At 41.3% G+C, this 12,429-nt stretch carries 15 protein-coding genes; 3 read left to right on the plus strand and 12 right to left on the minus strand.

All coding sequences use genetic code 11. The features are described from left to right. Window positions 1-303: 303 nt before the first annotated feature. The 8 genes from BMW53_RS13450 to BMW53_RS13485 form a co-directional block, all read right to left on the minus strand. Window positions 304-843, minus strand: a complete 540-nt coding sequence (locus BMW53_RS13450) for a DUF4924 family protein (RefSeq protein WP_038559737.1) — start codon at window positions 841-843, stop codon at window positions 304-306. 195 nt (window positions 844-1,038) lie between these two features. Beyond that, window positions 1,039-1,416, minus strand: coding sequence for an Hsp15 family ribosome-associated heat shock protein (locus BMW53_RS13455; RefSeq protein ID WP_038559734.1), 378 nt, complete (start codon window positions 1,414-1,416; stop codon window positions 1,039-1,041). Beyond that, window positions 1,417-1,980, minus strand: coding sequence for an aminoacyl-tRNA hydrolase (pth, locus tag BMW53_RS13460; RefSeq protein ID WP_038559730.1), 564 nt, complete (start codon window positions 1,978-1,980; stop codon window positions 1,417-1,419). A 66-nt stretch (window positions 1,981-2,046) separates the two neighbouring features. Beyond that, entirely contained in the window at window positions 2,047-2,676 is a 630-nt protein-coding gene (locus BMW53_RS13465) for a 50S ribosomal protein L25/general stress protein Ctc (protein ID WP_038559728.1), read from the minus strand. 117 nt (window positions 2,677-2,793) lie between these two features. Next, complete coding sequence (locus tag BMW53_RS13470) at window positions 2,794-3,729, minus strand: ribose-phosphate pyrophosphokinase (protein ID WP_245749046.1); 936 nt, start codon at window positions 3,727-3,729, stop codon at window positions 2,794-2,796. A gap of 211 nt (window positions 3,730-3,940) precedes the next feature. Then, window positions 3,941-4,537, minus strand: coding sequence for a ribosome biogenesis GTP-binding protein YihA/YsxC (gene yihA / locus BMW53_RS13475; RefSeq protein ID WP_038559721.1), 597 nt, complete (start codon window positions 4,535-4,537; stop codon window positions 3,941-3,943). 46 nt (window positions 4,538-4,583) lie between these two features. After that, the gene (locus tag BMW53_RS13480; RefSeq protein ID WP_038559718.1) at window positions 4,584-5,567 is read right to left on the minus strand and encodes a type I phosphomannose isomerase catalytic subunit; all 984 of its coding nucleotides are present in this window, start codon (window positions 5,565-5,567) and stop codon (window positions 4,584-4,586) included. A gap of 31 nt (window positions 5,568-5,598) precedes the next feature. Beyond that, entirely contained in the window at window positions 5,599-5,898 is a 300-nt protein-coding gene (locus tag BMW53_RS13485; protein ID WP_038559715.1) for a Dabb family protein, read from the minus strand. 105 nt (window positions 5,899-6,003) lie between these two features. Between BMW53_RS13485 and udk the strand changes: the two genes are divergently transcribed. Both udk and BMW53_RS13495 read left to right on the plus strand, forming a co-directional pair. Further along, complete coding sequence (gene udk / locus BMW53_RS13490) at window positions 6,004-6,618, plus strand: uridine kinase (RefSeq protein ID WP_038559712.1); 615 nt, start codon at window positions 6,004-6,006, stop codon at window positions 6,616-6,618. Further along, window positions 6,618-7,340, plus strand: a complete 723-nt coding sequence (locus tag BMW53_RS13495; protein ID WP_038559709.1) for a 3'-5' exonuclease — start codon at window positions 6,618-6,620, stop codon at window positions 7,338-7,340. Before udk ends, BMW53_RS13495 begins: the two co-directional genes overlap by 1 nt. Before the next feature lie 456 nt (window positions 7,341-7,796). On the opposite strand, the gene smpB is transcribed toward BMW53_RS13495, so the two are convergent. From smpB to BMW53_RS13515, 4 genes are all read right to left on the minus strand, one after another. Beyond that, complete coding sequence (gene smpB, locus BMW53_RS13500; protein WP_038559706.1) at window positions 7,797-8,258, minus strand: SsrA-binding protein SmpB; 462 nt, start codon at window positions 8,256-8,258, stop codon at window positions 7,797-7,799. Window positions 8,259-8,274: 16 nt separating this feature from the next. After that, window positions 8,275-8,838 (minus strand): Yip1 family protein, encoded by a 564-nt coding sequence (locus BMW53_RS13505; RefSeq protein WP_051567881.1) that lies wholly within the window; start codon window positions 8,836-8,838, stop codon window positions 8,275-8,277. A 215-nt stretch (window positions 8,839-9,053) separates the two neighbouring features. Then, window positions 9,054-11,087 carry an excinuclease ABC subunit UvrB gene (gene uvrB, locus BMW53_RS13510; RefSeq protein WP_074780788.1) on the minus strand — a complete coding sequence of 678 codons (2,034 nt, stop codon included), beginning with the start codon at window positions 11,085-11,087 and terminating at the stop codon, window positions 9,054-9,056. Window positions 11,088-11,213: 126 nt separating this feature from the next. Next, the gene (locus BMW53_RS13515; RefSeq protein ID WP_038559703.1) at window positions 11,214-11,813 is read right to left on the minus strand and encodes an HAD family hydrolase; all 600 of its coding nucleotides are present in this window, start codon (window positions 11,811-11,813) and stop codon (window positions 11,214-11,216) included. A 109-nt stretch (window positions 11,814-11,922) separates the two neighbouring features. Here BMW53_RS13515 and BMW53_RS13520 point away from each other — a divergent pair, with 109 nt between their 5' ends. Next, window positions 11,923-12,342 carry a hypothetical protein gene (locus BMW53_RS13520; protein WP_038559700.1) on the plus strand — a complete coding sequence of 140 codons (420 nt, stop codon included), beginning with the start codon at window positions 11,923-11,925 and terminating at the stop codon, window positions 12,340-12,342. Window positions 12,343-12,429: the final 87 nt, after the last annotated feature.

Below are 12,429 nucleotides of genomic sequence, written 5' to 3' on the forward strand. Positions count from 1 at the left end.
AGTAGATAAAAATATAATGCGAGCTTTAAATATTAAGGCGCGAGCTATTATTATCGCCATGCGAGCCATAAATACAAGTGTGCGAGCTAATAATATTACCGTGCGAGTATAGCTCGCTACCGTTTTATTGCAGCTCGCATGTGTTTATTTATTGCTCGCACGCTATTATTTGTACCTCGCGAGCTTATATTTTATACTCGCAAGGCATTTTTACTGGCTCGCAGCCCTGTTTTTATAGCAGGAGTATCTGAAAATCAAAAGAGATTGGCTACTATGTGTCGGGGGAATGAACGAAAAGCTTGTTTAGAAATCGAAATCGCCGTTTTCGAAATCGCGGTATAATTTCGACAGATCACCCAGCCATTTACTGATGCGTTTTATGGCTTCCAGCGTATCAATTGAAATATCTTTTTGTTGCATTTTAAGCAGCAGAAAACCATAAACAGCGGTAATTCCCAGGTCAACATCGTTTTTGGCCTCCGGGTTTTTCTCTTTCAGCTCCGAAACCAGCCCCGCAACAGTTTTGTAGGTTTGCACATACATACCGTCTTTCGAGGTTTCCATAAGCTTTAAATGGAAATCGTTTACATCCGAAACCAGGTTGGTAAGAAACTGAAAATGCCCTTTCTCCCTGATCTTCTCTTTATCCATCATCAGCACCAAATTGGCATACCAGTCGGTAATGGCTGCTTTTGTTTTATCGTCGGCTTTGTAATTGGCTACCAAACGCTCCTCAATAAGCTTCATATCCAGTTTAAAAGCTCTGATCATGTCTTCAATCTGATACAAATACAGGATGTATTCGGCTATATTCTCTTTTCGTTTTTGTTTTGCTACAAGCATTTCTTTTTGTTTTATGTTTCGATGATTTAACTAAAAGGTAAAAGGCAAAAGTAAAAAGGCAAAAGTTGTGAAAATCAGTTGCAAGTGCAAGTATCAAGTACCAAGTATCAAGAATCCAATATCCAATATCCAATATCCAATATCCAGAATCAATTATCGAGTATCATCCCTTCAATCCTTCAGTCCTTCAACCCCTTACCACTCAAAAAAGTCATCCAAATCGCGGCGATCCTTTTTAGTTGGTCGTCCGGTGCCTTTTTCACGAACACTCCAGCGCATGTTTTTTTGCATCTCGAGCAATTCTATTTCCTCGGGCGGCGTTACATCCTCAGCAAAATCGGTAACCAGTTTGGCTCCCATTCTTTTTCCCGAAAGTGCCAGCACTTTAAAACTTTTGGTAATGGGCGATTTTCGCACCTTTATTACCTCGCCCACATGTACTTCGCGCGAGGCTTTTATTACCGAATCACCAATTGTTACATGGCCTTTTTTACAAGCTTCAGTAGCCTGACTGCGGGTTTTAAAAATCCGCACGGCCCACAACCATTTATCTATGCGAACTCCTTCAGCCATTTATTTTTTGTTATGAAAATTCATTGTTCGTTCGACTCCAATTGTTCCGAAGTTTTTTATTATTTCAATGGAATCGTCGATTTTAAAGGGCAATTCTTTTTGCTCATCTTTCGACCACTCGCCTAACACGTAGTTTACCTGGTGGCCTTTATGGAAATCGTCGCCAATACCAAAACGCAAACGGGCATAATCGTTTCGTCCCAGTACCTGGTTAATGTTTTCGAGCCCGTTGTGGCCGCCGGCTCCGCCTTTTGCGCGCACTCGCAGCGTACCAAAAGGCAGTGCCAGATCATCAACCAGCACCAGCATGTTTTTTATATCGATCTTCTCTTTTTGTAACCAGTAACTTACTGCCCGCCCACTCAGGTTCATGTAGGTGGTTGGCTTTAACAAAATAAACGTTCGGCCTTTGAACTTATATTCAGCCACAAAACCGTAACGCTTATCGTTAAAACTAATATTGGACGCCTCAGCGAGTGCGTCCAATATTTGAAAGCCAATATTATGGCGAGTATTTTTATATTCTGGTCCTATATTACCGAGTCCGGCAATTAAGTACTTCATCTGTTTTTCGTTTTATTTCAGATGATTCGCCTTGACTAAACAAGACGTGTTTCACTTGAATATAATTTATTCTTCTGATGCTTCTGAAGCTTCTGCTCCTTCTGCTGATTCTTCTTCTTCGTCGTCAACCATTGCACCGGCAGCCGATCTTGCAGCCCTTGTAATACCAACACCAACGATTACGTTCGATTTAGGATCTAACAGCTCGATTCCAGGAATATCCAGGTCAGCCACTTTAATACTTTGGCCGATATCAAGTTTTGTAACATCAATATTGATCGTATCAGGCAAGTTGGCAGCTAATGCTCTTACGCTCAAACGACGCAGAGTGCTGTTTAATTTACCACCTTTTCTTAAACCTTTCGCAAAACCTTCAATTTTAACAGGAATGTTAATTTTTACTGGTTTGTCATCTTTAATTTCAAGAAAATCAACGTGAAGTACCAACTCCTCAACCGGATGCCACTGAATGTCTTGCATAATTGCTTTATGCACAGTACCGTCAATGTCAAGGTCGATAAGATATACGCTTGGTGTATAAACCAATTGTCTTAACTCGGCAAAAGAAACTGCGAAGTGAATTGGCTGATCGCCACCGTACAATACTGCAGGAGCTTTCTCTTCTGCACGAAGTTTTTTTGCGTCTTTCTTTCCAAGAGAACTTCTTAATTCTCCTTTAACTACTACTGATTTCATTTTAAATAATTTACGTTAATAAATATGGTACTCAGTCCTCCCTTCCTGTGGGTCGGGCAAACAGCATACACATCATTAATGCGTCTGCTTATGGAAAAAGCGGTGCAAAAATAGAAATTATTTGTAATATAACGAACTTATTGACTGATTTTTATAAACCCTGCGAATAGCTTCTCCAAAAGCCTCGGCGGTAGAGATGTATTTAATTTTATCGCAGCCTGTTTTTGGTTTAATCGAATCGGTAAAATACACTTCTTCCAGCTCCGATTTTTCAATTCGTTCCAGGGCCGGCCCCGACAGTACTCCGTGTGCTGCAAAAGCACGAACGCTTCTGGCACCTTTTTTCTTCATCAGGTTGGCTGCTTTGGTAATTGTTCCTGCAGTGTCGATCATGTCGTCAACAATAATCACATCTTTGTTTTCAACTTCACCAATAACAGTCATATTCCCCACTTCGTTCGGGCGTGCCCTTGTTTTGTGACAAATTACGATACCGGTGTTCAACATTTTTGCATAGGTATTGGCACGCTTTGTACCCCCCACATCCGGCGATGCGATAATTACATTATCAAGGCCCATTTTTTCGATAAACGGAACAAAAAGCGTTGATGCGTATAAATGATCTACCGGTACATTAAAAAATCCCTGAATCTGGTCGGCATGCAAATCCATTGTAATCAGCCTGTCGACTCCGGAAACGGTAAGCAAGTCGGCCACCAGTTTTGCACCGATAGAAACCCTTGGTTTGTCTTTACGGTCCTGGCGCGCATAACCAAAATAAGGCACTACTGCAATTACCTTGTAGGCACTTGCACGTTTTGCGGCATCAACCATTAACAACAGCTCCAACAGGTTATCGGCAGTTGGTGGTGTCGACTGCACGATAAAAATATGCGAGCCACGAATCGTCTCTTCGTAGCAGGGTTCAAATTCGCCGTCGGCAAAAACCGGGCACGACGAATGCCCCAAATCAACGTCCAGACTATCGCAAATTTTTTCAGTTAAATGTCGGGTTGCTCGTCCGGTAAAAATTTTCAGTGGGTGAGTTTTCATCTCCATTTATTTAATGATTTTTTGTTTCAACAAATTGTGTTGGAGTAGATATGGCGGGCTTGTATGACCTCATTTCAGAAGTAAAATTCATCATTACTTTTTGTTTCGCCATCATGATTTCTTTAAATAGTAAAGATTGAGCAAAGTTAACAACTTTACATGTTTCTAAAATAATAGTACGCTTATTTAGTTTGTTCAGTTCAACGAAAATCTAGTGGGCTTTATTCACCTCGTCTATCAATCCCAGAATTTCGTCTTTTCCAAGTCCCTTTTCAGCCGATGATATAAAATACCCGGGCATTGTTTCCCATATTTCAAACATCTTTTCCTCGTAGGCTTTCAAATTGTTTTCCAGCTCCTGAGGCTTCAGCTTATCGGTTTTGGTAAAAATTATATTGAAAGGAATTTCGCTAATGCCCAGCCATTCCATAAATTCAATATCCACTTTTTGTGCCTCGTGGCGCGAGTCGATCAATACAAACAGGCAATACAGATTTTCCCGTTTCAGGATATAATTTTTGAGCATTTTCTCCCATTTCAGGCGCTCGGCTTTTGGTACCTGCGCATAACCGTAGCCGGGCAAATCAACCAGGTACCATTCTTTATTGATAAGAAAATGATTGATCAACCTCGTTTTTCCGGGCTTGCCTGAAATTTTTGCCAACGATCTTTTGTTGGTAAGCATATTTATTAACGATGACTTGCCCACATTCGACCGGCCTATAAAAGCGTACTCCGGCCGATCGGGTGCCGGACATTTGTCAACTGCAGTATTGCTCATCACAAACTGAGCTTCTTTTATCTCCATAAAAGGTGTTTTTTTTGAATGATTTCTTAAGTTAAGAAATATTCTTCTATTTGATATAAACCTCGAGGATTTTTACCGATTCGCTTTTTGGCTTCAACTGAACCGACTCGAGGCTGGCCGGTAAAAGAACGGTCTCTCCCATCGCCACTGTTTCTGATCCGCCTTCGGTAATAATTTCAAAATCGCCTTCCAACGTCATATAAATAACAAACGAATCGAGCTGGTTGTAATCTTTATCCTGCTCTTTGTTGAATTCGATGATATTTGTAGTGAAATATGGGCAGCTTACAATTTCTACCGCTTTGTTTTCCTCGGTTTTGTAATCTGTTTTATACTGCCTCGAATACGAAAAATCGATGGCATCCAATGCCAGATCGGTATGTAATTCGCGTTCGTTTCCTTTATCGTCTTTGCGGTTGTAATCGAAAATACGATATGTTACATCCGATGTTTGCTGAATTTCGGCTACCAAACAGCCTTTACCAATGGCATGAACACGCCCTGCCGGAATAAAGAAAACATCGCCCACTTCGGCCTCATCGTAATGCAGCAAATCGGTTAATTTGCCCGAGTTGATATATTCCAGGTATTTTTCGCGATCTACTTCCTGGTTAAATCCCGAATTAATGAGTGCTCCTTTTTCGGCTCCGGCCACATACCACATTTCGGTTTTACCGTAGGCATTGTGTCGCTCTTTCGACAATTTATCGTTGGGATGAACCTGAATGGAAAGATCGTCTTGCGCGTCGATAAATTTAATGAGCAGCGGAAATTCGTTTCCAAACTTTTCATAAACCTTGTCGCCTACCAAATCTCCCATGTATATTTCAATCAACTCGTTCAGGTCGTTGCCGGCCAAAAAGCCATTACTTACCACCGAAATATTTCCGTTAACACCCGAGAGCTCCCAGCTTTCGCCACAATTGGGCAGGTTGCCAAAATCTTTGTTAAGGATGGTTCTCATTCGGTTTCCACCCCAGATTTTCTCGTGAAAAATTGGGTTGAATTTTATGGGATACAGATTACTCATAATTCCTTCGGATTATCTTTAAATACTAAAATTAAAAGTTAAAGTCAACAGCAGCGCGTGCTTCAGTGGTTTCGCCAATACGTTTTACCACTTTTAAATGCTCGGGATGCACGCGGTAAACATCCAGATCTGCAACACTTTCGAAATGCGAAAGCAAGGCCATATCGTAACTTTTTGAGTTTAACTCGTAATTTTCGCCCACCTCAATATGCTTCAGTTCGGCAATTTTATCTTTTAAACCTAAAAGCATAGCTTTTAGTTCGGCAATTATTGCCAATTTCTCTTCGGCCGGATAATCCTTCAATTTAAAAAGAACGACGTGATTAATCATTGCTGTCTATTTTTTGTAACTTGTGCTTTTCTGGCTGCGAAAATAGTGTTTTCTTAGCGTTTAATTTTAATCTTCAATTATCATTTAACAAATAAATAGAAGAATATGCTGGTAATTGGCATTGCAGGTGGCACCGGTTCGGGAAAAACTACAGTTGTAAAAAAAATCAGAGAAAAGTTCTGCGATAACGAAGTGGCAATACTTTCGCACGACTCGTATTACTACGACAACAGCCACCTTTCGCTGGAAGAACGGAGGCAAAAAAACTTCGACCACCCCGACTCCATTGAGTTCGATCTGATGATCGATCATGTAAAAAAGCTAAAACAAGGTTTATCGATTAAAGAACCGGTTTATTCCTTTATCAGCTGCACCAGGCAAGAAGCAACAAATATTGTTGAGCCCAAACAAGTATTAATAATTGAGGGGATTTTATGCCTGACAAATGCTGAACTACGCAACTTAATGGACATAAAAGTTTATGTTGATTGCGACTCGGATGTTCGGCTGACACGCGTAATACAGCGCGACATTCAGGAGCGTGGCCGCGATGTTGAACAGGTACTTAAACGCTACAAACAAACAGTTCGCCCAAGCCACATCCAGTTTATAGAGCCAACAAAACGTTACGCCGATATTATTGTACCACAGGGTGGAAATAACAAAATTGCCATCCAGATATTAACCAACCACATACTACAAACTTTAAACAAAACCTGATGCTTAAAAATTTAAACATCGAAGAGATTCTTTTTCTTGATATTGAAACGGTTCCGCTGGCACCGGAATATACTGTGCTAAACGAAAAATGGCAACAACTGTGGGAGCGCAAAATGCAGTTCCAGATTAACGATGGCAAATTACCGCACGAGCTATACGAGCGCGCAGGAATTTATGCCGAGTTTGGTAAGATTGCCTGTATTTCGGCCGGTTACGTTGTTCAGAAAAAAGGCGAACCCTATTTTCGGGTAAAATCGTTTTATGATGACGACGAGAAAAAGCTGATCCAGAATTTCTTTAATGCATTGGATAGCTTTGCACGCGCCGGTAAACGCCGGCTTTGTGCGCATAACGGTCAGGAATTTGATTTCCCTTACATTTCGAGAAGAGCTTTGGTGAACAATTTAACGCTTCCGAAAGTACTCGACATTGCCGGTGCAAAACCATGGGAAGTAAAAGATATTCTGATAGACACCTTGCAACTCTGGAAATTTGGCGATTACAAACATTACACATCGTTATCCCTGTTGTGCGAATTATTCAATATTCCAACGCCAAAAGATGACATCGACGGCAGCCAGGTGGCAAAAGTTTACTGGGAAGAAAAAGATATCGACCGCATTGTAAAATACTGCGAAAAAGATACAATGGCCGTTGCCAACCTGCTGTTAAAATACAAAGGCGATAAGATAATTCCTTTTGAGAATCTGGAAAGCGTTTAGGAGTGAGGGACTGAAGGATTGAAGGATTGAAATGCTTTAATGCTTTAATGCTTAAATGAGCAACGACTTTGTGAAACTCAGTGCATCCTTTGTGCAACTTTGTGGTTAACTCTTTTAAGTGAGGGATTGAGGGATTGAAATGCTTGAATGCAATAATGCTTAAATGCTTTAATGAGAACACGCGGCTAGTAACCAGAAACTAGTGGCTACTTTTGCCTTTTTACTTTTTACTTTTGCCTCGCGATGGACTGAGGGATTGAAGGATTGAAATGCGTTAATGCTTTAATGCTTAAATGAGCAACGACTTTGTGAAACTCTGTGCCTCCTTTGGGCAACTTTGTGGTTAACTCTTTTTTTGAAAGATTGGAAACTGACAAATTGTTTGGATACTGGATGCTGAATGATACTTGTAGCTAGTGGCTCGCAGCTGGATACTTGATTTTGGATTCTCGAAAGCTAAAACTTCATTGCCCGGTCGATGTCGCGTTTAGCATCTTTGCTTTTTAAAGTTTCGCGCTTATCGTATGTTTTTTTACCACGCGCCAGTGCAATCTCGAGTTTTGCCAGGCCACGGTCGTTAACAAACAGTTTTATAGGAACAATTGTAAGTCCCGATTCTTTTACCTTTTTATCCAGCTTTTCAATTTCCTTTTTATTCAGCAATAATTTTCGGTCGCGCTTGGCAATATGATTATTAATGGTACCCAGTTCGTATTCGGCAATGTGTAAATTGATCACATACATCTCACCCCGGATAAGCGTACAGTAGGCATCGGTGAGATTTACTTTCCCGTTGCGGATAGATTTTATCTCGGTTCCAACCAACTTAAGTCCGGCCACAAAACGCTCGATAAGTTCATAATTAAACGAGGCTTTACGGTTCTTTATGCTAATATTTTGTTGTGGCTTATGTGACATATTTCCGGTGTTTATATTAAAAAATCAGTAGCACTTTCGACAAGAATACACTTAAAAAACTAAAAATAAAAAAGTTAACCACAATTGTAAGAATAATATAACTGTGCTCCTTATTTTCAGGAAAAGTTAGCAACTCTTTTGCACCAATCCAAAACAGGTAAAAGCTGTAAATTCCAAAAATATCAACCACGTATAAAAACGGGAACAATCCGGTAATTACCGAAACCAAAAGCATCGGAGTCATAGAATAGACAACCAGTTTACGCGCCAGTTCAATATTCTTTTCTGCGCCAAAAGTCTTCATCAGCTCTTTGGTAAAAAACACACTGATAAAGTATTGCAAAACAAAAAGTGAAACCTCGCGTGCAGCTTTTAACAAGGGGAACTGGATAAAAAAGTCGGTGCGTTTAAAAAACTCGCCAATAAAAACAGCAACTGCTCCGGCCAATGCTATCGGCAACAGGTAAGTCAGCCACAATCTTTTACTATCGGCAGTTTCTTTTTGCTCCACCCAAAATCCATTCGGATTTACAAGTACCAGCTTAACGTCGCTCATCAATTTTGAAAATGAAAACTCCATCCCTCACAATTTTGCGGCAAAAATACACTTTTTTAAAGAACATGCTATTTCTGCACCTTTGCTCGCCATTTAAAAATTGAAAATATGAACTTTATTCATAGATACCGCATTCTGGATACTGGATACTAGATTCTGGATTCTGGATACTGGATACTGGATACTGGATACTGGATATTCGTAATTCGCAGCTCGTAACTCATAACCAGGAACTTGCTTTACTTCTTCGTTTTTCCTTGTTTACGCTCCTGAATTAATGCCTGCAAGGCAAACATCTCGTCGCGTAAACGGGCAGCCTCAATAAAGTCAAGGTCCTTAGCTGATGCCTGCATTTGTTTTTTGGTTTTCTCAACTGCTTTTTCCAGACCTTCAACACTCATGTACTGCACCACCGGGTCGGCAGCAATATCGAGCTGTCCCATTCCTCCTTCGTATTCCTGAGTTTTGCCGCTCCGGTACTCGTAGCCAATAATTTCGCGCGTTGGTTTTACAATCGCTTTTGGTACAATGTTATTTTCTTCGTTGTACTTCAATTGTTTTTCGCGGCGGTAGTTGGTCGAGTCGATGGTCTTTTGCATAGAGTCGGTAACTTTATCGGCATACATAATTACCATGCCGTTCAGGTTACGCGCAGCACGTCCTGCTGTCTGTGTCAGCGATCGTTCAGAACGCAAAAAGCCTTCCTTATCCGCATCCAAAATCGCAACCAACGAAACTTCGGGCAAATCCAGTCCTTCACGCAGCAGGTTAATCCCCACCAGTACATCAAACTCCCCTTTTCGCAGCTGCTCCATTATTTCAATACGTTCCATCGTATCAACATCGGAGTGAATGTAGCGGGTTTTAACGCCCATATTCACCAGGTATTTCGACAGTTCTTCGGCCATTCTTTTGGTGAGCGTAGTAACCAATACCCGCTCGTTTTTATCTATCCGGACATGAATTTCGTGCAGCAAATCATCAATCTGATTGGTACTTGGCCGCACATCAATTATCGGATCCAGCAAACCTGTTGGCCGAATGATCTGCTCCACCACAACACCTTCGCTTTTTGTCAGCTCGTAGTCGGCAGGTGTAGCACTTACATACACCACCTGGTTTACCAGCTGCTCAAATTCTTCAAATTTTAGCGGGCGGTTATCAATGGCTGCAGGCAAACGAAAACCGTATTCCACCAAATTTACTTTCCTCGAATTATCGCCGCCATACATGGCTCGTATTTGAGGAATGGTAACATGGCTTTCGTCGATTACCACCAGAAAATCATCGGGGAAATAATCCATCAAACAGAATGGCCTTGTTCCGGGTGCGCGCCCGTCGAAATAACGCGAGTAGTTCTCCACTCCCGGGCAATAGCCCAGTTCCCGCATCATTTCCATATCGTATTCAGTACGTTCCAACAGGCGTTTTGCCTCCAGTGGTTTGCCAATTTCTTTAAAAAACGCCACCTGCTTCACCAAATCATCCTGAATTTGATGAATGGCCGTTTTCATGCTGTCTTTTGTGGTAACGAAAATATTGGCCGGGTAAATAACAATCTCATCCAGCGTTTCGATTGTAAGTCCGTCTTCAGGATCAAAACTTGACAATTCTTCAATCTCATCGCCCCAAAATGTTATGCGGTAAGCCACATCGGCATAGGCCGGAAAAATATCAACGGTGTCGCCTTTCACCCTGAAATTACCTCGTTCAAACTCCACCTCACTCCTGTTGTACATGGCCTCTACAAACTGATACAACAACCCATTGCGCGACACTTCGTCGCCCATTTTAATTTTAGTTACATTTTCGTGAAAATCCTTTGGGTTACCAATTCCGTACAAACAGGAAACCGACGAAACGACCACTACATCGCGCCTTCCCGACAGTAAAGCCGAAGTGGCACTCAGCCGGAGTTTTTCAATGTCTTTGTTAATCGATAAGTCTTTTTCGATATAAGTACCGGTAGTGGGCAAATAGGCTTCGGGCTGGTAATAATCGTAATACGAAACAAAATATTCCACAGCGTTATTCGGGAAAAACTGTTTCATTTCGCTATACAACTGGGCCGCCAGCGTTTTGTTATGGCTCAACAACAAAGTGGGGCGCTGCACCTCTTTTATTACGTTGGCCATAGTAAAGGTTTTTCCCGAGCCGGTTACCCCAAGCAAGGTTTGAAAACGCTCTCCGTTCTCAATTCCTTCAACAAGTTGCTTTATCGCCTCGGGCTGGTCTCCGGTAGGTTTATAATCTGATACTACGTTAAAATCCATGCGCCTTTTTAAGTATTATTCCCTCCAAATTTAGTCGTAAAAAAACGACCGGCATATTCTTTCTCCCGATTTTTGCACACAATTATTTTGTCGGAAGGTGAATTGCTTCGTGGCCATCACAATTTGTTATGCTTTAAAAACATCGTAATAATCGGTTACCAGTGTGGCCATCATTCCGGCGGCATGTGCGGCTTGCATTCCCGGCTCGCCGTCCTCAAAAACCTGGCAGTCTTCGGGTTTTACGCCCATCTGTTCGGCGCAACGTAAAAATGTTTCGGGGTGTGGTTTTGGGTTTTGCACATCGTTGGCAGAAACCAGAATTTCGATATAATCTTTTAACCCGACAATTTCCAGTGTTTTCCACGAAAGGCGGGTATAACCGCCGGTTCCCACTGCAATTGGCAGCTTTCCGTGGTATTGTTTTACCAAATCAATTACCGGATTAATTGGTTTAACCTTGTGCATCATACGTTCGTATTCGGCCTCCTTTTCATTCCCCACTTGCTCCGGATCGAGCGACGAACCATAAACCTCGTTAATTTTAATAATGGTTTCCACAACCGGAACACCTGCCAGTGCCAAAAACATTTTTGCTGAATAATCAATACCATACTTTTTAAGGATTTTCTGGTAAGCAACAAAATGTACGGGCATAGTATCAGCCAGTGTGCCGTCTAAATCAAATATTAAACCTTTTGCTTTCGGATCTATTTCTAATTTTTGCATTGTTTTCCAATTATTTCAGGCGAAAATAAGGTTTTACTACTTGTTAGCACGAAAGGCTTTTTACATTTAAGAAAAATTTTAACCTTTGTTTCCGCTAATTTAATAATCAATGACAGAAGTATTTCTTTACACCTTTCCTCAGTGGATCGTTTTCGCCGCATTGTTTGGCATAATTTACGGCTGGGTTGAAAACAAAAAAGCCTTTCGCTTAGTTGGCCTGGCAGCGTTTATTGCTTTGGGCTTGTTTTCGGTATATGTTTTTCTGGGCGACTACCTTGCCCCCGGACAACTTTTAACTCCCGAAGAGATAATGCACGAAGAATTAAACGACGAAATTATTAATGAAGCACCCATTGAAGCACAGCTTTTGCCCGCCTACCTGAGCTTTATTGGTTCGGCCGTATTGGCACTGGTGGCTTTGGTACTCGACTGGCTGAATAAAAAACAATATCGTTTATTCACCGTTCTGGCAGGTTTGGTGGCTTTACTTGGCTTTTTTATCGTTGTTGGCGCCGTACGTTCGGTATAGTTTCGTTAAGCTACTAGTTCCTACATATTCCAAATATTCCCCAAGCCTGCACTTTCAAAATGTTAGCTATTTATAAAAAATCAATTC

The organism is Draconibacterium orientale (assembly GCF_900111425.1).
In the GTDB taxonomy this organism is placed as follows: Bacteria; Bacteroidota; Bacteroidia; order Bacteroidales; family Prolixibacteraceae; genus Draconibacterium; species Draconibacterium orientale.

Bases quoted from the DNA above. Each gene is read 5' to 3' on its own strand.
- pth (WP_038559730.1), bottom strand. From the start codon at position 1,980: ATGAAGTACTTAATTGCCGGACTCGGTAATATAGGACCAGAATATAAA.
- BMW53_RS13505 (WP_051567881.1), bottom strand. From the start codon at position 8,838: ATGGAGTTTTCATTTTCAAAATTGATGAGCGACGTTAAGCTGGTACTT.
- uvrB (WP_074780788.1), bottom strand. From the start codon at position 11,087: ATGGATTTTAACGTAGTATCAGATTATAAACCTACCGGAGACCAGCCC.
- BMW53_RS13470 (WP_245749046.1), bottom strand. From the start codon at position 3,729: ATGAAAACTCACCCACTGAAAATTTTTACCGGACGAGCAACCCGACAT.
- BMW53_RS13465 (WP_038559728.1), bottom strand. From the start codon at position 2,676: ATGAAATCAGTAGTAGTTAAAGGAGAATTAAGAAGTTCTCTTGGAAAG.
- BMW53_RS13450 (WP_038559737.1), bottom strand. From the start codon at position 843: ATGCTTGTAGCAAAACAAAAACGAAAAGAGAATATAGCCGAATACATC.
- udk (WP_038559712.1), top strand. From the start codon at position 6,004: ATGCTGGTAATTGGCATTGCAGGTGGCACCGGTTCGGGAAAAACTACA.
- BMW53_RS13520 (WP_038559700.1), top strand. From the start codon at position 11,923: ATGACAGAAGTATTTCTTTACACCTTTCCTCAGTGGATCGTTTTCGCC.
- BMW53_RS13485 (WP_038559715.1), bottom strand. From the start codon at position 5,898: ATGATTAATCACGTCGTTCTTTTTAAATTGAAGGATTATCCGGCCGAA.
- yihA (WP_038559721.1), bottom strand. From the start codon at position 4,537: ATGGAGATAAAAGAAGCTCAGTTTGTGATGAGCAATACTGCAGTTGAC.
- BMW53_RS13480 (WP_038559718.1), bottom strand. From the start codon at position 5,567: ATGAGTAATCTGTATCCCATAAAATTCAACCCAATTTTTCACGAGAAA.
- BMW53_RS13495 (WP_038559709.1), top strand. From the start codon at position 6,618: ATGCTTAAAAATTTAAACATCGAAGAGATTCTTTTTCTTGATATTGAA.
- BMW53_RS13515 (WP_038559703.1), bottom strand. From the start codon at position 11,813: ATGCAAAAATTAGAAATAGATCCGAAAGCAAAAGGTTTAATATTTGAT.
- smpB (WP_038559706.1), bottom strand. From the start codon at position 8,258: ATGTCACATAAGCCACAACAAAATATTAGCATAAAGAACCGTAAAGCC.
- BMW53_RS13455 (WP_038559734.1), bottom strand. From the start codon at position 1,416: ATGGCTGAAGGAGTTCGCATAGATAAATGGTTGTGGGCCGTGCGGATT.